General features: G+C 68.6%; 22 protein-coding genes. 15 read left to right on the forward strand and 7 right to left on the reverse strand.

Going from position 1 to position 24,170, the window contains the following annotated elements; translation table 11 throughout:
• Positions 1–28 precede the first annotated feature (28 nt).
• The 5 genes from pilM to ABD882_RS03500 are packed head-to-tail and all read left to right on the forward strand — an operon-like array spanning position 29 to position 4,881.
• The gene (gene pilM / locus ABD882_RS03480; protein WP_345184382.1) at positions 29–1,087 is read left to right on the forward strand and encodes a pilus assembly protein PilM; all 1,059 of its coding nucleotides are present in this window, start codon (positions 29–31) and stop codon (positions 1,085–1,087) included.
• Positions 1,087–1,749: a hypothetical protein gene (locus ABD882_RS03485; protein ID WP_345184384.1), complete on the forward strand. Its 663-nt coding sequence runs from the start codon at positions 1,087–1,089 to the stop codon at positions 1,747–1,749. The genes pilM and ABD882_RS03485 overlap by 1 nt, the downstream gene beginning before the upstream one ends.
• Positions 1,746–2,507: a GspMb/PilO family protein gene (locus ABD882_RS03490; protein ID WP_345184386.1), complete on the forward strand. Its 762-nt coding sequence runs from the start codon at positions 1,746–1,748 to the stop codon at positions 2,505–2,507. The genes ABD882_RS03485 and ABD882_RS03490 overlap by 4 nt, the downstream gene beginning before the upstream one ends.
• Positions 2,504–3,643, forward strand: a complete 1,140-nt coding sequence (locus tag ABD882_RS03495) for a type IV pilus twitching motility protein PilT (RefSeq protein WP_345184388.1) — start codon at positions 2,504–2,506, stop codon at positions 3,641–3,643. The genes ABD882_RS03490 and ABD882_RS03495 overlap by 4 nt, the downstream gene beginning before the upstream one ends.
• Positions 3,643–4,881 carry a type II secretion system F family protein gene (locus ABD882_RS03500; protein ID WP_345184391.1) on the forward strand — a complete coding sequence of 413 codons (1,239 nt, stop codon included), beginning with the start codon at positions 3,643–3,645 and terminating at the stop codon, positions 4,879–4,881. Before ABD882_RS03495 ends, ABD882_RS03500 begins: the two co-directional genes overlap by 1 nt.
• Positions 4,882–4,980: 99 nt before the next feature.
• Here the strand turns inward: ABD882_RS03500 and ABD882_RS03505 are convergent, their stop codons facing one another.
• Positions 4,981–5,223: a DUF433 domain-containing protein gene (locus tag ABD882_RS03505; protein ID WP_345184393.1), complete on the reverse strand. Its 243-nt coding sequence runs from the start codon at positions 5,221–5,223 to the stop codon at positions 4,981–4,983.
• Between the two features lie 197 nt (positions 5,224–5,420).
• Between ABD882_RS03505 and ABD882_RS03510 the strand changes: the two genes are divergently transcribed.
• The gene (locus ABD882_RS03510) at positions 5,421–7,226 is read left to right on the forward strand and encodes an ATP-binding protein (protein ID WP_345184395.1); all 1,806 of its coding nucleotides are present in this window, start codon (positions 5,421–5,423) and stop codon (positions 7,224–7,226) included.
• Between the two features lie 13 nt (positions 7,227–7,239).
• Here the strand turns inward: ABD882_RS03510 and ABD882_RS03515 are convergent, their stop codons facing one another.
• Positions 7,240–8,907: a GspE/PulE family protein gene (locus ABD882_RS03515; protein ID WP_425563316.1), complete on the reverse strand. Its 1,668-nt coding sequence runs from the start codon at positions 8,905–8,907 to the stop codon at positions 7,240–7,242.
• 182 nt (positions 8,908–9,089) lie between these two features.
• Here ABD882_RS03515 and ABD882_RS03520 point away from each other — a divergent pair, with 182 nt between their 5' ends.
• Together ABD882_RS03520 and ABD882_RS03525 are read left to right on the forward strand one after the other, a co-directional pair.
• Complete coding sequence (locus ABD882_RS03520; RefSeq protein ID WP_345184399.1) at positions 9,090–9,518, forward strand: SRPBCC family protein; 429 nt, start codon at positions 9,090–9,092, stop codon at positions 9,516–9,518.
• A gap of 78 nt (positions 9,519–9,596) precedes the next feature.
• Positions 9,597–11,564 carry a M13 family metallopeptidase gene (locus tag ABD882_RS03525; RefSeq protein WP_345184401.1) on the forward strand — a complete coding sequence of 656 codons (1,968 nt, stop codon included), beginning with the start codon at positions 9,597–9,599 and terminating at the stop codon, positions 11,562–11,564.
• A 243-nt stretch (positions 11,565–11,807) separates the two neighbouring features.
• Here the strand turns inward: ABD882_RS03525 and ABD882_RS03530 are convergent, their stop codons facing one another.
• Complete coding sequence (locus ABD882_RS03530; RefSeq protein WP_345184402.1) at positions 11,808–12,119, reverse strand: DUF2249 domain-containing protein; 312 nt, start codon at positions 12,117–12,119, stop codon at positions 11,808–11,810.
• A 56-nt stretch (positions 12,120–12,175) separates the two neighbouring features.
• Between ABD882_RS03530 and ABD882_RS03535 the strand changes: the two genes are divergently transcribed.
• The 4 genes from ABD882_RS03535 to ABD882_RS03550 all read left to right on the forward strand — a co-directional run bounded on the left by ABD882_RS03535 (position 12,176) and on the right by ABD882_RS03550 (position 17,362).
• Positions 12,176–12,859, forward strand: a complete 684-nt coding sequence (locus ABD882_RS03535; protein ID WP_345184404.1) for a helix-turn-helix transcriptional regulator — start codon at positions 12,176–12,178, stop codon at positions 12,857–12,859.
• Positions 12,856–14,112, forward strand: coding sequence for a hypothetical protein (locus tag ABD882_RS03540; RefSeq protein ID WP_345184406.1), 1,257 nt, complete (start codon positions 12,856–12,858; stop codon positions 14,110–14,112). The genes ABD882_RS03535 and ABD882_RS03540 overlap by 4 nt, the downstream gene beginning before the upstream one ends.
• Positions 14,093–16,849 (forward strand): multicopper oxidase domain-containing protein, encoded by a 2,757-nt coding sequence (locus ABD882_RS03545; RefSeq protein WP_345184408.1) that lies wholly within the window; start codon positions 14,093–14,095, stop codon positions 16,847–16,849. The genes ABD882_RS03540 and ABD882_RS03545 overlap by 20 nt, the downstream gene beginning before the upstream one ends.
• Before the next feature lie 120 nt (positions 16,850–16,969).
• On the forward strand, positions 16,970–17,362 hold the full coding sequence (locus tag ABD882_RS03550) for a hypothetical protein (protein ID WP_345184410.1): 393 nt from the start codon (positions 16,970–16,972) through the stop codon (positions 17,360–17,362).
• Positions 17,363–17,532: 170 nt separating this feature from the next.
• Here ABD882_RS03550 and ABD882_RS03555 read toward each other — a convergent pair whose 3' ends face one another.
• Positions 17,533–19,005: a peptide MFS transporter gene (locus ABD882_RS03555; protein WP_425563317.1), complete on the reverse strand. Its 1,473-nt coding sequence runs from the start codon at positions 19,003–19,005 to the stop codon at positions 17,533–17,535.
• A 107-nt stretch (positions 19,006–19,112) separates the two neighbouring features.
• Here ABD882_RS03555 and ABD882_RS03560 point away from each other — a divergent pair, with 107 nt between their 5' ends.
• The 3 genes from ABD882_RS03560 (at position 19,113) to ABD882_RS03570 (ending at position 21,324) form a co-directional block, all read left to right on the forward strand.
• Positions 19,113–19,373: a ribbon-helix-helix protein, CopG family gene (locus ABD882_RS03560; RefSeq protein ID WP_345184415.1), complete on the forward strand. Its 261-nt coding sequence runs from the start codon at positions 19,113–19,115 to the stop codon at positions 19,371–19,373.
• Positions 19,373–19,783: a type II toxin-antitoxin system VapC family toxin gene (locus tag ABD882_RS03565; protein ID WP_345184417.1), complete on the forward strand. Its 411-nt coding sequence runs from the start codon at positions 19,373–19,375 to the stop codon at positions 19,781–19,783. The genes ABD882_RS03560 and ABD882_RS03565 overlap by 1 nt, the downstream gene beginning before the upstream one ends.
• Positions 19,784–19,938: 155 nt before the next feature.
• The gene (locus tag ABD882_RS03570; protein WP_345184419.1) at positions 19,939–21,324 is read left to right on the forward strand and encodes a glycine--tRNA ligase; all 1,386 of its coding nucleotides are present in this window, start codon (positions 19,939–19,941) and stop codon (positions 21,322–21,324) included.
• 225 nt (positions 21,325–21,549) lie between these two features.
• Here ABD882_RS03570 and ABD882_RS03575 read toward each other — a convergent pair whose 3' ends face one another.
• From ABD882_RS03575 to ABD882_RS03585, 3 genes are all read right to left on the reverse strand, one after another.
• Complete coding sequence (locus tag ABD882_RS03575; protein ID WP_345184421.1) at positions 21,550–22,446, reverse strand: RNA polymerase sigma-70 factor; 897 nt, start codon at positions 22,444–22,446, stop codon at positions 21,550–21,552.
• A complete protein-coding gene (locus ABD882_RS03580) occupies positions 22,443–22,775 on the reverse strand; it encodes a carboxymuconolactone decarboxylase family protein (protein ID WP_345184423.1) in 333 nt (110 codons plus the stop codon). Before ABD882_RS03580 ends, ABD882_RS03575 begins: the two co-directional genes overlap by 4 nt.
• Before the next feature lie 153 nt (positions 22,776–22,928).
• Positions 22,929–23,960, reverse strand: coding sequence for a tyrosine-type recombinase/integrase (locus ABD882_RS03585; RefSeq protein WP_345184425.1), 1,032 nt, complete (start codon positions 23,958–23,960; stop codon positions 22,929–22,931).
• Positions 23,961–24,170 lie beyond the last annotated feature (210 nt).

A 24,170-nucleotide genomic window follows, 5' to 3' on the forward strand; every position in this document is an offset into this window, starting at 1 on the left:
CAGAGAAGAACTTCAGGGGAGAAGAAGCATGGCGAAGAGTCACGTGGGGGTCGAGATCACTGAGGAGAGCGTGCGCGCGGTCGAGGTGAGCGTCGAGAAACAGCCGCAGGTGCTCGCCTATGGTGAAGTCCCGTTGCCCCCTGACGCGTCTCACGACTCCGAAGTGCTCGACGAGGGAGCCGTCGCGGTTGCGATCCGCCAGCTCTGGAGTACGGCCAAGATCCGAGCCAAGTCGGCCACGCTCGGCATCGCCAGTCGGCGTGTGCTGGTGCGCGAACATACGACAAATGCGATGGCCCCCGATCTGCTGCGTCAGGCGTTGCCGTTCCAGGTGCAGGACCTCCTGCCTGTGCCGGTCGCGCAGGCAGTGCTTGACTTCTATCCCACCTCGCAGCAGGGAGATCAGCTACACGGGCTGCTGGTGGCCGCGGTGTCTGACACCGTCGAGGCGATGATCGCCGCCTTCTCGCGGGCGAAGATTCGCATCGATGGGGTCGATCTCGCCGCCTTTGGCCTCGCCAGGGCGTCGGCTCGGGTGGCCCCGACCGGGACCACCGCCGTGATTCACATCGGCGACCACACGACCCAGATCGTGATCCTGCGGGAAGGGATTCCCGAATTTGTCCGGATCACCCCGGTGGACCTGGAGACTGCGGCAGTACGCCGTCGGAACGCGCAGATGGTCGCGCCGGCTGGTGCAGGTGACGGCACCTTCGTCGCCGCGGGCACGGTGGATCCGACCAGGATCGGCTTGGACGACCCGATCGGAGCGGCCGGCATAGTGCCACACGGTTCACTGCGCAGCGACGTCGGTCAGCGTCCCGTCGCCGATGTGATCAGCCGCATGCGGAGCACGCTCGCGTTCTACCTGAATAGGCCGGACGCCACGCCGATCGAGCAGGTGCTGCTGTGCGGCGCGGGTTCCGCGGTCGACGGAGTCGCCTCCGGGTTAGCCGAGGCCGTCGAAATGCCGGTGCACTCGCTCGGTGTCAACAACCTGATGCCGTCCCGGGTTCCGGAACCCTCAGGGGAACTCGCACTGAACCTCGTGAGCACTCTCGGCCTCGCCCTCGGAAAGGACCGCTGATGGCACGCATCGCCGCCGTGACCCCGGGTGGTCCGCCCCGGGTCGATCTGCTGCCCCCCTCCGAGATCGAGCGACGTGAGCGGGAAGCCCTGTCCGCTGTCTGGGTGCGCATCTGCCTGCTCGCCGTGCTGCTCGCGGTGGTACTCGTCGGAGCCACGTACGCGTGGAAGCTGTACGCCGAGCAAAATGCGGCGGCAGAGCAAGCGCGGTCCATCACCTTGATCGGGCAGATTGGCGCACTATCAGAGGTGAGCAAGGCGCTCGCGACCGAGAGTGAGCTGCAGAACTTCCGCGCGGACGCCATGGGATCCGATCTGGCCTGGACGAGTGTGCTCGACAAGGCCCGCAGCGTGCTGCCGGCTGGGACAACGCTGGTCGGTTTCGACCTCACCCCGGGGGCAGATCCGGGCGCGACGACCTTGGACAAGGACGCTGCGAAGAAGACGGTCGGACTCACAGGGACGCTGACCATCGACAGCCCCAACCCAGTAGACCTGGGCCCCTACGCTCGTGCGCTCCGCGACGTCGACGGGATACTTACCGCTGACGCCAGCGCCGCGGCGAGGAGTTCGGCGACGCCGGGCCGCTACACGTACACCGTCGACATCACTTTCGATCAGACGGTCTACTCCGGCCGCTTCGTCAAGGAGGCTACCAAATGACCAAGTCGTTGATCACGCTGCTTGGCGCTCTGGTGTCGATCGCCGTCGTCGCGCTCGCCGTGGTGTTCGGGGTGCTGCCACTAGCAGGTCAGGCGTTCGCCGCCCAGGAGTCCACCACGCTCGCAACGACCACCAACCACACGTACGAGAACCAGATCGCCGAGCTGCAGAAACAGAAGGCGCGCAAGAGCGAGATCGACGCCTCGGTCGCGGCTCTGAGAGGACAGATCCCCGCTGATCCGAGACTCGACGAGGTGTTCGACATCATCGGACGTTCCGCGCAGTCCGCCGGGGTCACGATCACGAGCGCGGTCCGCGGTGATCTGACCGCGTTCGTCGCGCGCACCGCGCCGATCTCGGCCGGCCCTGCTGCCGCGGCCGAGAAGAAGGCGCAACCCGCGCCGCAGCCGACGCCACAGCCCACCGCCCCTTCGGGGCCTGTCGCCGATGCGAACAGCACTGCCAAGGCCACCACGAACGCTGCAGGTCAGACCTCTCAGGCGGGTGGGGCTGGCACGTCGGCGACTTCGGTTCCGGGCTCAGCCGGGTCCGGTCGACAGCAGATCCCGATCACGATCGCCGTGACCGCACCCGACATGACCGCGGTGCAGGCTTTCCTGGACGGGTTGCGCGGATCCGACCGCCTGCTCGCGGTGGACAAGGTGACGGTCCACCCCGACCCGGGTGGTCCCAAGATCCAGATCGATCTCTTTGCGTTCGTGAGTCCGGACGCGACCAGCGGGGCGGCGGCGAAATGAGCGCCGTCGAGCTCACCCGGATCCTCGCCGTCGGCGCCCGGTCCGGCGCCTCCGACGTGCACATCACCGCCGACACCGCACCTCTCATGCGCGTCGACGGCGACCTGCACTCGATCCCCGGTCATCCCGAGGTGCTCAGCGCCGATTGGGTCGAGCAGGCCGCCTACGACCTGATGACCGATCCGCAGCGGGAGGAGTTCGCGACCCGGCACGAGGTCGACCTCGCGCATGCCGCGGAGGGCGTCGGCCGGTTCCGCGTGAACGTGTTCCGTCAGCTCGGCGAGATCGCGATGGCCCTGCGCTTCATCCCAGACCGCGTGTTCACACTCGAAGAGCTCGGCGCTCCCGAGATCGCGCACGAACTCGCCCTGCGCCCGCGCGGACTCGTGCTGCTCACCGGCCCGACCGGATCCGGCAAGTCGACCACGCTCACCGCGATGGTCGACATCATCAACTCGATCCGCCCCGTGCACGTCGTGACCATCGAGGATCCGATCGAGTTCCACCACACCAGCCGCCGCGCGCTCATCCACCAGCGCGAGGTCGGCAGCGACACCGCCTCCTTCGCCGAGGCGCTGCGGCGGGTGCTGCGGCAGGATCCCGACGTCATCCTGGTCGGCGAGCTGCGCGATCCGGAATCCATCTCGACCGCCCTGTCCGCGGCGGAGACCGGCCACCTCGTGCTCTCCACGCTGCACACCCAGGGCGCGGCGAAGTCGGTGAACCGCATCGTCGACGTGTTCCCCGCCGACCAGCAGCACCAGATCCGCACCCAGCTCGGCGACACCCTGCAGGGCATCATCAGCCAGACGCTGCTGCCACGCGCGCAGTCCGGCGGCCGCACGATCGCCACCGAGGTGCTCATCAACACCCCGGCCGTGGCCAACCTGATCCGCGAGGGGCAGGTTTCGCAGCTGTACTCGACCATGCAGGCAGGTCAAGCGTTCGGCATGCACACGCTCGACCAGGATCTGCGCCGGCTGGTCGGCGAGGGGCTGATCGCCGCGCACGTCGCCCGCACCTTCGCCGTCGATCCGAAGTCGCTCGACGGCGTGCACGTGCAGCCCGCCGACCTCGACGCCGAATCCTGGTCGACGTTCGCGGGCGGCGCACAACTCGAGGAGTGGGGATCCTGATGGCCGGTGTGCAGGAGTACGAATACCAGGCCCTCGACCCGGCCACCGCGCAGACCGTCAAGGGCACGATGGACGCCTCGAGCGACAGCACGGTCGCCGCCAAGCTCAAGGCGCAGGGGCTGACCCCGCTGCACGTCGCACCGGTCGCGAAGACGGGGCTGCATCGCGAGATCTCGCTGCCGTCGCTGCGTCGCGGAGTGTCGGCGAAGACGCTCGCGATCTTCTCCCGGCAGATGGCCGCGCTCATCAACGCCGGCCTGCCGCTGCTGCGCACCCTCACCGTGCTGGCCGAGCAGGCCGACGACAAGAAGCTGCAGCAGGTGCTCGTCATCGTGCAGAGCGATGTGGAGTCCGGATCCTCGCTGTCCGCCTCGATGGCGCGGCATTCGCAGGTTTTCCCTCCGCTCATGGTCTCGATCATCCGCGTGGGCGAGGCCGGCGGGTTCCTCGGCAGGGCGCTGAACTCGATCGCCGAGACCTACCAGAAGCAGGCCGATCTGCACGCCAAGATCCGCGCTGCCACGACATACCCGCTCGTCGTGCTGATCATCGCGATCCTGGGCGTGACCGTGATGCTCACCTTCGTGGTGCCCGTGTTCAAGAAGATGTTCGAGGGGCTCGGCACGACGCTGCCGCTGCCGACGCAGATCCTCATCACGATCTCGGAGAACATGGTCTGGATCGTGCCTGCGCTAGCGGTCGTCGTGATCATCGTGTGGATCTGGTGGGCGCGCAACCGCTACACCGATGCGTACCGCAAGGTCGTGGATCCGTTCCTGCTGAAGCTGCCCATCTTCGGCAAGCTGCTCACCAAGATGGCGGTGGCGCGGTTCTCCCGCAACCTGTCGATGATGCTCGACGCCGGTGTGCCGATCATCCAGGCGCTGTCGATCGTGGGGCAGGCCTCGAACAACTGGAAGATCGAGCAGACCGTGCGCGACATCCAGGAGTCGATCCGCGGCGGGCGCTCGTTTGCCGCCCCGCTGGCGGCGGCCGAGGTGTTCCCCTCGATGGTGTCGCAGATGGTCGCGGTCGGCGAGGAGTCGGGCACGCTCGCCGAGATGCTCGGCAGCATCGCCGACTTCTACGAGGACGAGGTCGAGACCGCCACCGAGCAGCTGTCGTCGTTGATCGAACCCGTGCTGATCGTCGGCCTCGGCGTGGTCATCGGCGGCATGGTGATCTCGCTCTACCTGCCGATCTTCACGCTGTACGGCGACCTGGCGAAGCAGCACTGAGCGTCTGGGGTGGTCGGGCAGTTCTGTTCCCGCTTGCTCGCTTCCGCGCGTTCCCGCTCGCGTTCGGGAGGAGATCTCCTGTCCGGGACAGTCTGCTGCTCACGCGACGAACGACAGAACCTGGGTTCCGCCGGCGACATGCGCTGCATACTCGAGCGCGGCCAGGATGTCCTCGCGGGACAACTCGTCGTACTCGGAGAGCAGCTCGTCGATGGTCTCGCCCGCGGCGAGAAGCTCGAGGATGACTTGCACAGTGACGCGGCTGCCGCGGATGCGCGGCTTGCCGTGCACGATCGCCGGATCCACGGCGATCCGGTCGAGTCGGCTTGTGACGTTGGTCATGGGTTCAGCCTCCCATACCGCCACCGAGCAGCTGTCGTCGCTCATCGAGCCCGCGCTGATCGCGGGCCTCGGCGTGATCATTGCGTTGTCGGAACGGGACTGTCCTCAGCTCGTTGTTTCCCGAAAGTTTTGCGTAACCCTTCACGGTGTAGGGTGAAGTAAAACTCCTCAGAAACTCGAAGAGTAGGCCGTCACGAATGGAGGTCGTCGTGGATGCACTGGATCGTGTCTTCGCCCGGATCGTGGAGGGCACATATTCCGCAGCGGACAGCGAAGCACTATGCCTCGAGTTCAAGACAGACGGCAGGTCGGTCAAGGACGACCTGGGGAACATTGCAGAGGCGGCTGCGTGTCTGGCCAATGCGGCGGGCGGTCATCTTGTCGTCGGCGTCGATGACAGGAAGACAGGCGCTGCGGCGTTCGTCGGCACCCATCTGGACCCCGAGAAGACACGCCTCCGCATTTATGAAGTCACCCAGCCGCCGCTTCTCGTCGAAGCCGAGACGCGCACGACAATGCAGGGGACGGTGCTGGTCCTCACCATTCCGGTCAGCACGCAGGTGCACAGTGCGAACGGAAGGATTCCGACCGAACGTGTCGCCGATCGATGTCTTCCGATGTCTACGGAGCGGATCGCAGCCGTGACCGCACGGAAGACAGGAAGAGACTGGAGCGCTCAGCCGAGCGGGGTCCCTGCCGTCGAAGCTGACCCGGTCTCAATGCAGGTGGCACGTGAGATGCTCGCGCGATCGATCGACCTCGGGAAGCGACGCCTCGCCGAGGCGACGGATGTGGACCTCCTCCGGGCATTGGGGGTGGTGCTCGAAGATCAGACTCTGACGAACGCCGGCGCATTGCTTGTCACGCGCGCATACGAGCACGCCGTGCTGATCTCGTACACTCATCGGCGAACACCCGCCGGCCAGCTGACCGCGAATGAGCAGCTCACGGGACCACTTGTCGTGGCTATTCAACGAGTCTTCGATCTGATTGGGGCGCGGCTCGAAACGACACCCGTATCAATCGGAAAGGGTCAGCAGCTTCACATCGCGGATCTTCCAGAACCGGCGGTCCGCGAAGCGGTAATCAACGGCGTGATGCACCGCGACTACTTCAGTTCCGAACGGATCGCGGTCGAACACACACTGACCCAGCTCAGAGTTTCGTCTCCCGGAGGCTTCGTCCCCGGGGTCAGCGTGAACAACGTCCTCACAACATCGTCGCGAACTCGTAACGCCAATCTCGCCGCGGCGCTGCGGACACTTGGCTTGGCTGAAACCGCCGGATCCGGCGTCGATCGGATGTACGCAGAGATGGCGCGTCTCGGCCACGAGCCACCGCGGTTCTCAGCGGACTTCACACGGGTCGACGTGACCCTCCTCGGCGGCGCGCCGAACACCTCACTGGCGAGATATGTCGCGACTCTGCCGCAGGAGGAGGCTGTGGACGCGGACACGATGGTCATCCTCCTCACGCTCCTGACGCAGAGGACTGTGAGTGCGGAGGAACTGACTCCGCTGCTTCAGAAGCCAGCGGTCGTGGAGGCGCAGTCGGTGCTTTCGCGCCTCAGCGCTGAGGAGATCCGCCTTCTCGAACCGACCCGTGAAACGGCGCGACGCGCTCACCCGAAATATCGGCTTCGGGAAGAGGCGCTCGCGGCGCTCGGCTCTGCGGTGACCTATCGTCGGAGGACGACCGATCAAGTTGATCGAAAGATCATCGAGTTGGTGAACGAGACGGGCGTCATCAACGCACGGATGGTGCGTGTCCTTCTTGACCTTGACACGGTCGGTGCGTCGCGAGTTCTTGCGGATCTCGTCGAGCGACAGATACTCAGGAAGACCTCTGAAGCAACGCGAGGGCCCAGCGTCACGTACGGGAAGGGCGCCGCATTCCCCGCGAAGTCGAGCCGACGTGGTCGCGCTGAAAGCATCGTAAGCAGCGGTCGCTCTCGGGAGAATGAGCTCGCATTTGACGATCTAGATGACCAGGCGCGCGATTGAGAACCTGAGATTCTCACACCGAGACGCGCAGCACCTCTTCGATCGTCGTGATGCCCTGGGCGACCTTCGCCCAGCCGTCGTCGCGCAGCGGGATCATGCCCTGCTCCAGTGCGATCTCGCGCAGCTCGCCGCCGGTGGCCCGCCCCACCAACGACTGCTCGATCCGGTCGGTGGCCTCCATCGCCTCGTGCAGCCCGACCCGGCCGCGGTAGCCCGTGTTCGAGCACGCCGAGCAGCCCACCGCGCGGTACACGGTCGCCCCGGGGATGAGGTCGACCGGCATGCCGACGGCCTCGAGCATCGCGCTGTCGTCGTCGATCGGCTGGCGGCACTTCGTGCACAGCCGGCGGGCCAGCCGCTGTGCGACCACGGCGGTCAGCGCGGTCGCGACGAGGAACGGCTCGGTGCCGATCTCGACGAGCCGGGTGAGCGCGCTCGGCGCGTTGTTCGTGTGCAGCGTCGACAGCACGAGGTGCCCGGTGAGCGCCGCCTCGATCGAGATCAGGGCGGTCTCCCGGTCGCGGATCTCGCCGACCAGCACGACATCCGGATCCGCACGCAGGATCGACCGCAGCGCCGTCGCGAACGTGAGCCCGGCGCGCGGGTTGACCTGGATCTGATTGATGTCGGTCATCCGGTACTCCACCGGATCCTCGACCGTGATCACGTTCACGCGCGGGTTCGCAACCGCGCGCAGTGCCGTGTACAGCGTGGTCGACTTGCCGGATCCGGTCGGCCCGGTCACCAGCACCATCCCGTGCGGGCGCGAGATCGCCTGGGTGAAGCGCTCGGCGTTTGTCTCGGAGAACTTCAGATCCGACATGGCCATGATCTGGCCGCTGTTGTCCAGGATCCGCATGACGATCTTCTCGCCCCACACCGTCGGCAGGGTCGCCACGCGCAGATCGACGCCGCGTCCTTCGTGCAGCACCGAGATGCGGCCGTCCTGCGGCACGCGCTTCTCGGCGATGTCGATCGACGACATGATCTTCAGCCGTGAGATCACGCCGTCCTGGATGCTGCGGTCGGCGCGCTGCATCTCATGCAGCACGCCGTCGATGCGGAACCGCACAGTGAGCCGGTGCTCGCCGGGCTCGATGTGGATGTCGCTCGCACGGTCGTTGATCGCCTGGGTGATCAGCAGGTTCACGAATCGCACGACCGGTGCGTCGGCATCCTGGTCGTCGAGCTGCTCCGTGAACACGACCGTCGAGCTCGACGACGACTCGCCGATCTGCTCGGACAGGTCAGTGAGCTCTTCGTCCGAGCGCAGGAAACGCTCGAACGCCTGATCCAGCGCCTCGCCCGTGACCACGACCGGCGAGACGCGCAGGTCGGTCAGGCTCGCGATGTCGTCGAGGGCGATGATGTCGGTCGGATCCAGCATCGCGACGGTCAGCTGGTCGCGATGCCGCCGCAGCGGCAGCAGCCGGTAGCGCCGGCAGAGCGCGCCGGGCACCAGGGCGATCACCTCGGGGTCCAGCGGATAGCCGGACAGGTCGACGAACGGGGTGCCCGTGTTCATCGACACCGCCTCGGCGAGCTGCGCCTCGCTGATCACGCCCTTGCGCAGCAGGTACGGCGACAGCGCGTCACCGTCTCCGACCACGCCGATCGCTGCCGTCACGTCCTCGGCCCGTGCCGCGCCCGAAAGCACGAGCATCTGCCCCATTCCGCGCATGGGATCCCCATCCCGCGACGCCCCAGACGCCGCTCTACTGCACATCCTAAGACCGCGAGGGGCTGAGTGGCAGATCGATATTCCGGTTCACCCGGTTTCGGATCCGGTCCGGCGCAATCGCGGGTCCGCGGGTCTCCGGGGCGGGACTGTCGCCGACCCGCCGCGCACGGGATAATCGCCCCATGCCTTCCGCTTCCCGCACGATCCAGATCGCCGCTCCGCTCGACGTGGTCTTCGCGTTCTTCACCGATCCCCGCAACGACCTCAGATGGCGCAGCGGCGTCAAGGAGATGAGCGCGGAGGGGGCTCCCGCCGTGGGCGCCACCGTGCATCAGGTGATCGCCGGCCCGGGCGGGCGCTCGATCGACGCCGACATCAGGATCACGGAGCTCGCCGCGCCGACGCGGTACGCGTTCGCCACGATCGCCGGCCCCGTGCGTCCGGCGGGCAGCTACGACTTCGCCGCGAGCGAGGGCGGCACGCAGGTGAGGTTCTCCCTGTCGGTCGAGCTGGGCGGCGTGAAGAAGCTGCTGATGGGCGGCCCGGTGCAGAAGAGCATGGACGGCGAGATGGCGGCCCTCGACAAGGCGAAGGCCCTTCTCGAGTCCTGACCGTCGCGGAGTCCCGTTCTTCAGTTCGGGCGGCTCCGGACGCCGTGGGCGTCGGCGCCGCCGCATAGGCTGATCCTCATGACCGACGTTCTCCCTTCCGGGCTCGCCATCGGCGACTTCGACCCCGCGATCCGCCCCCAGGACGACCTCTACCGGCACGTGAATCACACGTTCCTCAGCACGGTCGAGATCCCCGCCGACAAGGCGCGCTGGGGATCCTTCCACCTGCTCGCCGACCAGGCCGAGAAGGACGTCCGCGCCATCATCGAAGAGGCGCAGACGGCCGAGCCCGGCACCGAGGCGCGCAAGATCGGCGACCTGTTCTCAAGCTTCATGGACACCGAGCGCATCGCGGCGCACGGCACGGCCCCGCTGGCCGGCCCGCTCGCGGCCGTCGATGCGATCGGGTCGATCCCCGAGTTCCTCGCGACGGTCGGATCCTTCGACCGGCAGGGGATCGCGGCGCTGATCGGCGTGTTCGTGGAGCCGGATCCGGGCAACCCGGCGCGCTACGTGCCGTTCGTCGTGCAGGCGGGCATCTCGCTCCCGGACGAGAGCTATTACCGTCTGGAGAGCTTCGAGGGCACCCGCACCGCGTACCGCGCGCACCTGGAGCGGATCCTCGGCCTCGCCGGTGTCGCGGACGCCGGGGCGCAGGCCGACCGAGCCTTCGCGCTCGAGCACGAGATCGCCGCGCAGCACTGGGACAACGTGGAGAGCCGCGACGCGGTGAAGACGTACAACCTGAAGAGCTGGGACGAGCTGCAGGCGCTCGCGGGCGTCGACCTCGCCCCGTGGCGCGATGCGGTCGCGGGCCCTGCGGGTGCCGCGGCCTTCGCCGAGGTCGTCGCCTACCAGCCGAGCTTCTTCTCGGGGCTGGGATCCCTGCTCACGGCCGAGCGCCTGGACGACTGGAAGGCCTGGCTGCGGGCCAAGGTCGTGCACGGCCTCGCCGCGTACCTCACCGACGACATCATCGACGAGAACTTCTCGTTCTACGGCACCGAGCTCACCGGCGTCCCCACGATCCGCGAGCGCTGGAAGCGCGGCGTCTCGCTGGTCGAGGGATCGCTCGGCGACGCGGTCGGCAAGGTCTACGTCGAGCGGCACTACCCGCCGTCCGCCAAGGCCGCGATGGACGAGCTGATCGCCCACCTGCTCGAGGCGTACCGGCAGTCGATCACGACGCTCGAGTGGATGAGCCCGGAGACCCGCGAGCGCGCTCTCGCGAAGCTCGACGCGTTCACGCCCAAGATCGGCCACCCGAAGACGTGGCGCGACTACTCCGCCGTCGCGATCGACGCCGACGACCTCATCGGCAACGCCGGCCGTGCCGCCCAGTTCGAGCACGACCGCGCGATCGGCAAGGTCGGCAAGCCGATCGACCGCGACGAGTGGTTCATGCCGCCGCAGATGGTGAACGCCTACTACAACCCGCTCATGAACGAGATCGTGTTCCCCGCGGCGATCCTGCAATACCCGTTCTTCGACGCGTCGCGCGATGCGGCGGCGAACTACGGCGGGATCGGATCCGTGATCGGCCACGAGATCGGGCACGGATTCGACGACCAGGGCAGCCGCTACGACGGCGACGGCCGCCTGCAGGACTGGTGGACCGACGCCGATCGGGAGGCGTTCGAGAAGCGCACCTCGTCGCTCATCGCGCAGTACGACGCGCTCGTGCCGGAGGGTCTGAGCCCCGAGCACCACGTCAACGGCGCCCTCACGATCGGCGAGAACATCGGCGATCTGGGCGGTCTCGGCATCGCGCTCAAGGCCTACGAGATCGCGCTCGGCGGGGCCGACGCGCCGGAGATCGACGGCTACACCGGCGTGCAGCGACTGCTGCTGTCGTGGGCGCAGGTGTGGCAGCAGAAGAGCCGCGAGGCCGAGACGATCCGCCTGCTCACGATCGATCCGCACTCGCCGAACGAGTTCCGCTGCAACCAGATCCTGCGCAACATCGACGCCTTCTACGAGGCGTTCGACGTGACCGAGTCGGATCGCCTGTGGCTGGCACCCGAGGAGCGTGTCACGATCTGGTGACGCCGGATCCTGGATCCTGCGACTGCCCGTCCCGATATCGGGGCGGGCATTCGTGCGTGCGGGGTGGTGCGGCGGGGCGTGGGGATGGAATTCGCTGCTCTGGGCGTGGTCTGGGCGGCGTTTTCTATCTCTGGGCCGGTGTCGAGGTTTCGTGGGGATGGAAGACGCTGCTTTGGGTGCGGTGTGGGCGGCGTTTTCCATCTTCACGCCCCAGGAGCGCGCCGGGGCCGGTGACGCCCGGGATCAGCGCGTGCGGCGGATGAGGATGCGCCAGCGCTCCGGGCCGCGGTCGAGGTAGGTCGCGGTGTTCGCGTCGGAGCGGGCCTCGAGCTGCGTGAGCAGCGGGATCGGGTCGTGCGTCGCGGAGACGATCAGCCCGGCGCCCGGCCGCAGACCGTCGATGGCGCCGAAGAGGGCGGCGTGCCGGATCGCGTGCGGGATGGTCTGCACGTCGAGCTCGGGCAGCTCCTCATCCGCTTCTCCGCACGTGCATCCCGCGGTCGGGTTCTGATCCGCGGCCTCGTCGCGCGTGCGGTGGATCTCGATGTTCGCCATGGTCTGCCCCTGTCTGCCGTACTCGGATTTCCTCAGAGTTTATTACACTGGATCCCGTGGAAAAGATTTCGGGCGCAGATCGTCGGATCTCGAGCAGCGGACGCGTGCACTCCGCGACCCGCGAACGCGTGCTGCGCATGGTCGAGGCGCAGCACGCGCCGATCTCGATCGGTGCGCTGGTCGCCGCGACCGGCCTGCACGAGAACACCGTGCGCGGGCACCTCGAGCGCCTGCACGCCGACGGCTACGTGCGGCGCGAGCGCGAGCCGCGCACCGACCCCGGACGACCCGCCTGGCTGTGGCGGGCCACGCACGCGGACCGGGACAGCGTCTACGCGGGCCTCGCGACCGCCCTCGCGACGATGGTCGCCCGCGCAGCGGATCCTGTAGGCGACGCGGAGGAGGCGGGCCGCGCCTGGGGTGCGGAGATCGCGCGCGACACGGCAGAGCCGACCGAGCCCGCCGCGGGCATCGGCCCCGCTGACGCACAGACCGGACGTGCGGCCGTCATCACGGTGATGCGCGAGCACGGATTCGACCCGGATGACACCGGCGACGTGGTGCTGCTGCGGCGGTGCCCGCTCATCGAGGCCGCGACGCGCACCCCCGAGATCGTGTGCGCGGTGCACCAGGGGATGATCGACGGGATCCTCTCCTCCCATGACGCCCCGGGCGGAAGTGAACTGCTCCCGTTCACCTCGCCCGGGGTCTGCACGCTGCGGCTGCCGAGCGCCTCATGACGCCCGCGACGCCCGCCCCGCGCTCGACGCCCGCGACGCGCTCGACGCCCGCGAGCGCGGGGACCGGCCGGGCCGCTGGGGCCACCCGGCGTCCCGGCTGGAGGCTGATCTGGATCCTGCCCGCCGGCCTCGCGCTGCTGGCCGGACTCGACGCGGCGCTGCTGCTGCTCGGGCTGCCCGCGCCTGTCAGCGGCGCACGGCTGCCGCAGGTGCACGGCGCCCTCATGGTGTTCGGGTTCGTGGGCACGCTGATCGCGCTCGAGCGCGCCACGGCGCTCGGTCGCTGGTACGGCTTCCTCGCGCCCGGCCTGCTCGGCGTCGGTGTGGTCGCCCTCCTCGTCGACGCCGTCCCGCTGATCGCGGCGAAGGCCGTGGTGGCGGTGGGCATGGCCGCCTTCACCCTGGTGTACGTGCCGCTGTGGCGGCGGCAGCACGACGCACCGCTGCTCACCCAGCTCCTGGGCGCCGCGCTCGGCTGCGCGGGCGCGGTGATCTGGCTGGGCCAGGGTTCGATGGAACGGATCCTGCCCTGGCTGGTCGCGTTCGTGGTGCTGACGATCGCCGCCGAGCGCGTGGAGCTCGCGCGGATCACGATGGGCCCGAGCGCCGGCACGCGGCTGCTGATGCACGCCTGGGTGGTGGCGCTCGCGCTCGTCGTCGGCGTCGCCCTCCCAGATCTCGGAGCGATCGCGCTCGGCATCGCGCTGCTCGCGCTGGTCGCCTGGCTGGTCGTGCACGACGTCGCGCGGCGGACGATCCGTGCCACCGGGGCCCCGCGGTACATGGCCGCCTGCATCCTGTGCGGCTACGTCTGGCTGGCCATCGCCGCCGGCGTGCTGCTGTTCGGCTGGCCACGCAGCAGTGCGGCCTCCGACGCGATCGCGCACGCCGTGTTCCTCGGATACACGATCTCGATGATCATGGCGCACGCCACCACGATCCTCCCCGCCGTGCTGCACATCCGCCTGCCGTACCGACCGGCTTTCTGGGTGCCGGTGGCACTGCTGCAGCTGAGTCTCGTCGTCCGGCTCTGGCTCGGCGACGCGCTGGGGCTCACCGCGGCGTGGCGGATCGGCGGCGTGCTGGGCGAGATCGCGTTGCTCGGCTTCGTCGGCGTTGCCATCGCCAGCGCGGTGCGGGGTTCTGGGCGGAAGGATCCCGGTGCGCGTGCGAAGACCTCGTCCGGGCGTGCCCAGCCTGCCTCCGGGCCTGTCGCGGCCAGGAGGGGCGACCGTGCCGACGCTGCTTCCTGAGCGACCGCAGCAGCCGGCCGGCGCGGATCGGGCGCCGAACCGCGGGTTCTGGGCGCTGCGCGACATCCCGACGGCGCTGTGGCTGCTGATCCTGGTCGCGGTGGTGCTCGTACACCGCTCGCTGCCGGTGGCCGGCTGGCTCATGCTGCACCTGCTGCTCCTAGGCGCGGTGACCCACGCGATCCTGGTGTGGAGCCAGTACTTCTCGTTCGCGCTGCTGCGTGCCGCGCCGAGCGTCTCCGACCGGCGCACGCAGTCGTGGCGGCTCGCGCTGAGCAACGCAGGGGCCCTCGCCGTGCTGCTCGGCGTGGTGCTCGGGATCTGGCCGGTGACGCTCGTCGGCGCGGCGGCGCTGATCGTCGCGGTCCTCTGGCACGCCGTGAGCCTGGTGCTCCGTGCGCGGGGCAGCCTGCCGGGCCTGTTCGGGCGCACGATCCGGTACTACATCGTCGCGGCGGCCATGCTCGCCGTCGGCGTCGCGCTCGGCGCCTGGCTCGCTCGTGATCACTCCGACCACGACCTCGTGCTCGCGCACGCGCTGCTCAACGTGTTCGGCTGGATCGGTCTGACCGTCGCCGGCACCCTGGTCACCCTGTGGCCGACGATCCTGCGCACGAGAGCCGATGCCCATGCTCCGGTCGGTGCTGCACGGGCGCTGCCGGTGCTCGCGGGCGGCGTGCTGATCGCCGCCGCCGGAGCGGCCGCCGGTCTGATGCCCGTCGTCGCGCTCGGCCTGCTCGGGTATGCGACGGGCCTGGGCATCATCGCCGTGTCGTTGTGGCGGGCCGCGCGCGTCTCGCCCCCACGCAGCTTCGCCGCGCTGTCGGTCGCCGCCGGATTCCTGTGGTGGGCCGGGTGCCTGGTCACTCTGACGGTCGTTGCGATCCTGAGCAGCATCCCCGGGATCCTGCCCGCGCACGTCGCAGCGGCCCACGAGCACGCAGGTGCGGCGGCGGCGATGGCGGGCTCGATGGCCGTGCAGAACGCGCTCGACACGGTCGCCCCGTTCCTCGCCGCCGGCTTCGCCGCGCAGGTGCTGATCGGCGCGCTCAGCTATCTCGTGCCCGTCGTACTCGGCGGCGGACCGACGCCGGTGCGGGTCGGCACGGCCGCGTTCGATCGTGCCGGATCCCTGCGGATCGCGGCCGCGAACGTCGCGCTGCTCGTGTGCGTGCTGCCGGTGTCGAGTGTGATGCGCGTGGCGGCGTCGGTGCTGTATCTCGTCGCGGCGGCGGCCTTCCTGCCGATCATGTTCGCCGCGATGCGCGCGCAGGCCAGGGCCAAGCGACGCGGCGCCGCACCGGGCGGTCACGGCGCTGCACCCGGTCGGGGCCCGATCGAGCCGGAGGGTGAGCGTCCGCGCGGGCATCGGGCGGGGCAGGCGATCGCCGGCCTCATCGCCGTGATCATGGTCGTCGCGGGCGCGGCGGCGTTCGATCCGGTCTCGCTCGGCTGGTCCGCGGTTCCTGCGGCGGCGGGCGACGCACCCGTGAAGGTGGTGACGGTGCACGCCGCGAACATGCGCTTCACCCCGAGCCGCATCGAGGTGCCCGCGGGCACCCACCTGAAGATCGCGCTCACCAACACCGACACCGGGCAGGTGCACGACCTGGTGTTCGCGAACGGCACCGGGGGGACCCGGCTCGCGCCCGGCGCATCCGAGACCATCGACGTCGGCGTCATCACAGCCAACCTCGAGGGCTGGTGCTCGATCATCGGACACCGCCAGGCCGGCATGACCCTCACCGTCGTGGCGACCGGATCCGTGCCCGCGCCCGCGCCCTCCGCATCGGGATCCATGCCGGGGATGGGCGCGATGCCGGGGAACACCGGATCCGGATCCGCAGGCATCGACCTCAGTGCCGCTCCCGGGGCGGGATTCCACCCCTACGACGCCGAACTGCCGCCGCTGGAGCCGGCGAACGGGCCCGTCACGCGTCACATCACGATGACGGTGGCCGATCGCACGGTCGAGGTCGCACCGGGCGTCACGCAGACGCTGTGGGAGTACAACGGCACGGCTCCCGGCCCGGTCCTGCACGGCAGAGTCGGCGACACGTTCGTGGTGACGCTCGTCAACCACAGCGACATGGGGCACTCGATCGACTTCCACGCCGGCGAGCTCGCCCCCGACGAGCCGATGCGCACGATCGCGCCGGGGCAGAGTCTCACCTACCGGTTCACGGCCGGTCACTCCGGCATCTGGATGTACCACTGCTCGACGATGCCGATGAGCGCGCACATCGCGAGCGGGATGTACGGCGCCGTGGTCGTGGAACCGAAAGACCTCGCCGCGGTGGCGCGCAGCTACGTGCTGGTGCAGGGCGAGTACTACCTCGGCGACCACCAGGGCGGGAGCGTGGACACGGCCAAGCTCGTCGCGGGCACGCCCGACCTCGTCGTGTTCAACGGCTACGCGAACCAGTACGACCATGCTCCGCTCACCGCGGTGGTGGGTGAGCGGGTGCGCGTGTGGGTGCTCGATGCGGGCGTGGAACGGGCGAGCTCGTTCCACATCGTCGGCGGCCAGTTCGACACGGTCTGGTCGGAGGGACGGTATCTCGTCGATCACGCGACCGACACCGGCTCGCAGGCGCTCGGACTGCAGCCCGCGCAGGGCGGGTTCGTGGAGCTGGCGTTCCCCGAGGCCGGGCACTACCCGTTCGTCTCGCACTACATGCTCGACGCCGAACGCGGAGCCCACGGCATCTTCGACGTCACGGCGGCGGCCGGATGACGGCCGTGGAGCTCGTGGGGATGGATCGCGCTGCTCCGGCGGCGCTGCGGGCGACGGTTTCCATCCCTGGGGACCGAGTCCGGAGCCGAACCGAGAGCTGTGCGCGGCTAGGCTCGTCGGATGATCCCCGCAGACTGGACCCCGCATCGCCGGGATGATGGCGAGCTGCTGGGCTGGATCCGCCCCGAGGGCGAGGACTGGCTCGCCGTCGACGTGCTCGGCCGCGAGGTCACCGGCGGCATCGAATGGCTCGATGCGGAGGCGGTGCTCGAGCAGCACGGGATCGGCTGGCTCGCGGATCCGTGGATCCTCGATGGCGAGTCCGCAGAGCCGCTGCGGGTGCAGATCGTCGAGGTCGTGCCGGAGGGAGAGGGCCGGATCACGGTCAAGGTCGACGACTTCGGCGACATGCAGCGTCCGCCGGCGCAGCGCTATACGCTCGCCTGGCCGATCCCGCCCCAGTTGCGCCCGCCGCGCGTCGGCGACCCCGACGGCCGCACCTTCACGCGCTGATCCGTCCACGCTGATCCATCCACGCTGATCGGTCCACGCTGATCCATCCGCTCACCGCGGGTGCACGGCTTGCTGCCGAGTGCACGGGTTGCTGACGTCAACAGGTCGTGCACTCGACAAGATCCGGTGCACTCGCGAGAAGCGCCGGCACCAGCCTCAGCGCGCCAGCCTCAGCGCACGCCCTTCATCAGGCCGAGCACGGGCTTGACCGACAGGGCCAGCCCGAGCCCGACCACGATCGCGATCCCGCCCAGGATCGAGAAGTAGGGCACCTCGTTCTTCGGGTCGTAGAACTGCACCAGCCAGCCCGAGATCGCGGTGCCCAGCGAGACTGACAAGAAGAACAGCGCGACCATCTGCGTGTGGAACGCGGTGGGTGCGAGCTTGGTGGCCACCGACAGTCCGATCGGCGACAGCAGCAGCTCGGCGATCGTGAACACGAGCAGGATCCCGACGATCGCAAGGAGCGGCGTGGAGTGCGGCGCGCCGTTCGCGAAGGGCAGGAACAGCAGGAACGCGGCGCCCATCACGATCGCACCCAGCGCGAACTTCACCGGTGTGGACGGCTGGCGGGTCCCGAGCTTGGTCCAGAGCGCGGCGAACACCCCGGAGAGCACGATGATGAAGACCGGGTTGATCGACTGCACCCACGACACGGGCATCTCCCAGCCGAACAGCGTGCGGTCCAGACGCGTGTCGGAATACACGGTGAGCACCGTGAACTGCTGCTGATACAGCGACCAGAAGGCGACGCTCGTGATGAACAGCGGCAGGAATCCCCAGACGCGGGAGCGCTCCGTGGCGTCGATGCGGCGACTGGTCAGGATCACCGCGAAGTAGGCGGTCGCCGCGACCGCGGCGGCGATGATCACGATCGTGGACAGGTTGTCGGCGCGGATCACGCCCGTGAGCACGAGCACGACGAGGAGCAGGATCGCGACGACCGCGATGATCCCGGCGGTGAGATAGCGGTTGCGCGGCAGCGGGTTCGCGACCCGGCTCGCCGCGGCCGGCAGCATGCGGCGCCCGAACGAGTACTGCACGAGTCCTGCGGCCATTCCGACGGCCGCGAGTCCGAAGCCGAAGTGGAAGCCGATCGTGCTCTGCAGCAGGCCGGTGAGGATCGGGCCGAAGAACCCGCCGAGGTTGATCCCGAGGTAGAACAGCGAGAATCCGGCATCGCGGCGGGGATCCTCCGTGGAGTACAGCGTGCCGACGACCGAGGTCGCGTTCGCCTTCAGACCGCCGGATCCGATCGCGACGAGCACCAGGCCGACGCCGACGCCCGCGACGCCGGGCAGCACGGCGAGAGCCACGTGGCCCGCCATGATGACGATGGCGCTGAAGAACAGCACCCGCTCGGATCCCAGGATCCGGTCCGCGATCCACGCGCCGAGAATGGTGGACAGGTACACCGATCCGCCGTACGCGCCGACGATTCCGCCCGCGACCGCCTGCGGGAGGCCGAGACCGCCGTGGCTGACGGAGTAGTACAGGTAGATGAGCAGGATCCCCTGCATGCCGTAGAAGCTGAACCGCTCCCACATCTCGACGCCGAAGAGGTGGGCGAGCGCCCACGGCTGCCCGAAGAATCCGGTGTCGTGGTCGCGATGCTCTGTCGTCTCCTGCGCGGTGCTCATCATTCCAGGGTATGCCGCGCCGGCGCAGGCCGTGGAAAGACCGGGATCGTCACTCCCAGATAAAAGTCAGTAGTGGTACCAATGTCGGGTATCGGCGGTACCATGGCTCTATGGCGATGAATCTGAGGCTGCGTCCCGAGGCGGCGGCGGCGCTGAAAGCCGAGTCCGAGCGCACCGGGCTCAGCCAGCAGGAGATCCTGCGCCGCGCCGTGGACGAGCACCTCGGGCTGGTTCCGCGAGACACGCAGCAGAGACTGCCGGACTGGGTGATCCCTGCCGCCGAACCGTATCGCCGGGTTGAGCCGTCCCTCGTGCTTCCCGACGGCATGACCGTGGTCGAGCTCATCGACCGTGGGGAGGACCGGTTCTGATGGTGATCGTCTATCTCGACACCAGCGCGGTCGTGAAGCGAACGCTCCCCGAGGCACAGTCCGCGAAGCTCCTCGATTCGCTCGGGCGTGCGGTCGCAGAGGGCAGCACGCTGGTGACGTCGGCGCTGACGCGCGTGGAAGCGGGTCGGGCGCTGCGACGTCGGGAGAACGAACTGCAGGGGGACGTCGCGAGGGCATACCGGAATGCGCTGCAGGGTCTGGCCGTGGCGCCGATCACTGACGTGGTCATCGAGCTCGCGCGCTCGGCGGACCCTCCGGCGCTCCGATCTCTTGACGCGATCCATCTGGCCACCGCGATCGCGGTCGGCGCGGGAGAGCTCTGGACGTATGACGATCGCCTCGCCGACGCCTCAGCCTCCGCGGGCATCGCCGTTCGCGCGCCCGCGTGACGCGCCGGATCCGCGACGAACATCGCTCCCCGAACGAGGAACGACGCCTGCCTACGCCGCTGGATCCGCGCCGATAGGATTGACCTGTCCCAAAACTCTGTCACGGAGCTGACTTCTGGGATATTCCCCGCTTCATCGCGACCATTGGAGCCACCGTGGCCGAACAGTCCCGCCTCGACAAGGTCATCGCCCTCGCCCGCCACCGCGGGTTCGTCTTCCAAGCGGGTGAGATCTACGGCGGTTCCCGCTCGGCCTGGGACTACGGGCCCCTGGGCACGGAGCTGAAGGAGAACGTCCGCCGGCAGTGGTGGCAGACGTTCGTGCGCGGACGCGGCGACATGGTCGGCCTCGACTCGTCGATCATCCTGCCGAAGCGCGTGTGGGAGGCATCCGGACACGTCGCGACGTTCACGGATCCGCTCGTCGAGTGCCTGCAGTGCCACAAGCGGTTCCGCGCCGACACCCTCATCGAGGACTTCGAGGCGCGCAAGGGCCGCGCGGCCGAGAACGGCCTCGCCGACGTGCCCTGCCCGAACTGCGGCACCAAGGGCGAGTACACCGAGCCGAAGGCGTTCTCGGGTCTGGTGAAGACCTACCTCGGCGTCGTCGACGACGAATCCGGCCTCTACTACCTGCGCCCGGAGACCGCGCAGGGCATCTTCGTGAACTTCTCGAACGTGCTCACCGCGAGCCGCAAGAAGCCGCCGTTCGGCATCGGCCAGGTCGGCAAGGCGTTCCGCAACGAGATCACTCCGGGCAACTTCATCTTCCGGACGCGCGAGTTCGAGCAGATGGAGATCGAGTACTTCGTGCCGCCCGCCGAGGCGCAGGAGTGGTTCGAGCACTGGGTGCAGGCGTGCTGGGACTGGTTCATCGACCTGGGCATCGATCCGGCGAACATCCGCCAGTACGACGTCCCCGAGGACGACCGCGCGCACTACTCTGCGGGCACGATCGACGTCGAGTACCGGTTCGGGTTCGCCGGCAAGGAGTGGGGCGAGCTCATGGGCGTCGCCAACCGCACCGACTTCGACCTCACCAACCACAGCGAGGCATCCGGCTCGTCGCTCACCTACTTCGACCAGGCGTCGGGCGAGAAGTACATCCCGTACGTGATCGAGCCCTCGTTCGGCCTGACCCGGGCGATGATGGCGTTCCTCGTGGACGCCTACGTCGAGGAGGAGGTGCCGAACGCCAAGGGCGGCACCGACCTGCGCACCGTGCTGAAGCTCGACCCGCGCCTCGCCCCGGTCAAGGTGGCCGTGCTGCCGCTCTCGCGCAACGAGCGCCTCTCGCCGCTCGCGAGGAAGGTCGCCGACGACCTGCGCGGGCACTGGGCGATCGACTTCGATGACGCCGGCGCGATCGGCCGTCGCTACCGCCGCCAGGACGAGATCGGTACGCCGTTCTGCGTCACGATCGACTTCGACTCGCTCGACGACGACGCCGTGACCGTCCGCGACCGCGACACCATGGCGCAGGCCCGCGTGCCTCTCGCCGAGCTCGACGCCTACCTGTCGGAGCGCCTGAAGGGCGCCTGATCCGGCCCGTCGCCGAAGCGCGGTTCCCGTTCCAGGGGACCGCGCTTTCGTGTTTCCGGGACACCGAGCGACGGCGCCGTTATGCAGGGAGCGCGGGACGTTCCGCAGGGAGAGACCGAGCGCCCGAGCACCTGCGCACCGGAAACGCGCGGGCCATGGATGGATTCGGCCGGTTGACCCTGCAGAACGACCAGGCCTCCCTGCGCAATGGTCCGGAATACGGGCTCACCGGGCGAGCGGCGCCTCCGCGTCGAGGCCCGAGAGCTTGTCCGGATTGGCGACCGAGAACACCTGCGTGATGCGGCCGCCCTCGACCGCGAAGCTGACCGCTGCGATCAGCGCACCGCCGACCTCGATGCCCGCGCCGAGCGTGCCGTTGATCCGGAGAGGTCTCACGGCGAAAGCCGTGTCGAGCTTGGCGATGCTGCCCCGCAGGAACGCCACGACGCGCTCGGCGCCGTGCAGCGGGCGCCGGGCGGCGTGCCGGACGAGCCCGCCGCTGTCGGTCACGGACACCACGTCGGGCGCGAGCACGTCCATGAGCGACTGCACGTCGCCCGAGTTCATGACCGCGATGAAGCGCTGTACGACGCGGTCGTGCTCGGAAGCGTCGACCTCGACGCGCGGACGCCGGGCGGCGACGTGATCGCGGGCGCGGTGCGCGATCTGGCGCACGGCCGCGGGCGTCTTGCCCACCGCGTCGGCGATCTCGTCGAACGGGACGTCGAACACCTCGCGCAGCACGAACACCGCGCGTTCGGTCGGTCCGAGCGTCTCGAGCACGGTCAGCATCGCGAGTGAGACGCTCTCGGCGAGCACCACGTCGTCCGCGACGTCCGGCGTGGTGCGCAGCGGATCCGGCAACCAGGGGCCGACGTACTGCTCGCGACGGCGCGAGGCCGTCCGCAGCTGGTTGAGCGCCTGCCGCGTGACGATCCGCACCAGATAGGCGCGCGGGTCGAGCACGTCGCCGCGGTCGTCGGCGGACCAGCGCAGCCACGATTCCTGCAGCACGTCCTCGGCGTCGGCCACGGATCCGAGCATCTCGTAGGCGACCGTGAACAACAGGCCGCGGTGCGTGACGAACGGATCCTCGGGCGCCGGCCGGCTCACGTCGCTCATGCCGGCGACGTTACGCGGGTCTCGCCCCGTGTCGCCAGGGGGGCGAGCCCGCAGGCGTCCGCGAAGCCGTCGGAGTGGATCCCGAGGGCGATGTTGGACCGGGCGGTCGCGTTGAGGTAGCCGACCTTCGCGGCGAGCTCGAGCAGCGCCGGCGCGCCCAGCTCCGCGAGCAGCTCGTCGGAGAGCTCATCGGTGACCGCGGGCGGCGTCAGGCTCATCGCCTCGGCGTACTCCATCACGAGCCGCTCCCGGTGCGTGAATCGGGTGGACTCGCGCCAGATCGGCACCTCGCGGGCCTTCTCCTCGTCGAGCCCGTGGTCGTGGGCCATGAAGTAGTGCAGGTCGAGGCTATTCCGACCTCGGAATAGCGTGGATTGTTCCGATTCTTGGGTTATGCCGATCTCCGGTCGACCTGCGGCGTGCTGACGGGCAGTTGCGGGGGCGCCGGCATATCGCAACGACCGAAGATCGGGATAACACCTTCAGCTGGCGAGTCCGCAGAGTCGCTGGATGATGTCCTCTCGGTCGCGCCAGATGGGGATCCGTGCTGGGTCAGTACCGATGTCGATGGTGATCTTCGCCAGCGCGTCGCGCTTCATCTCGGTATCCGCGTGGGCGTAGATGAGCGTCGTCTCGGGGTCAGCGTGGCCGAGCCATTCGGTGAGCATCTCGAGGGGCATCCCGGCTTGGTAAAGGTGCATCGCTCTGGAGTGGCGGAGCATGTGCGGATGAACTCGCTCGGGCACTTCGACGTTGGCCTGGTGCGCCGTGGCCGCGTATTGGTGCAGGAAGCGCGCGACGTTGTCATCGGACATGGGCGTCTTGCGATGATTGTGGGTCGTGTAAAAGAGTGGGTCGCCTGGTTCTGAGCCGGGGTGGAACGCCCCCGCGTATCGACGGTAGTGCTCCGCGGTTTCTGCCGTGATCGGGAGCCTTCGCGGCTTAGCACCTTTTCCGATCAGTTCAGCGGTTCGTCTTTTTGCGTCGATAGCGCCGACGGTCAGGGTGAGCATCTCCGCGTCGCGAGCGGCAAGGTCATACATGAGGATCATGAAGAACTGGTCACGGAGCCCGGTCCGTGTGAGAGGGTCGGGGGTCGCGAGCAGCGTTGTGACAGCCGCGGCTGTCAGGTAACGGATCGCCGTGCCCGCCCGCTGCTTCTTCTGCGGGATCATGGCGACCGCGGCAAGGTGCATGGCGAGGGTTGGCTCTGCAGAAGCGGCGTATCGGAAGAACGAACGGATGCAGGCGAGTCGCTGATTGCGAGTGCTCGCGCTCCATCCGCGCGTGGTCGTCATGTGGTCGAGGAACTCGGAGACGAGCTCCCGGTCTATGACGCTAAAGGTGATCTGCTCTAGGGGGATCTGGCGAGTGTCGGTGACGTAGCGGAGCAGCAGGTTCCAGGCGTCGCGGAACGCGATGATCGTGTGCAGGCTCGCCCCTCGTTGGTGGGGCAGGAAGACCGTGAACCACTCTCGTAGATAGCGGTAGAAGTGGTCGGTGTGTTTGGTCATGGTGTTACCTCCGGAATGATGCCAGCCGCGCTAGTGAGTCCGGTCGCGGCGAGGCGTTCAGGCAGCAGATGGATGTAGTACGCGGTAGAGGTGTACGTGTCGTGGCCCATGAACGCCGTGAGGTAGGGCAGCCAGACACGCAGATTGAATCGGCCTGGGATTTTCGGAGGGCGATGTTAGGCCGCGACGGATTCGTCGTGGGTGTGGGTT

The sequence above is a fragment of the Microbacterium panaciterrae genome (assembly GCF_039541635.1).
Lineage (GTDB): Bacteria > Actinomycetota > Actinomycetes > Actinomycetales > Microbacteriaceae > Microbacterium > Microbacterium panaciterrae.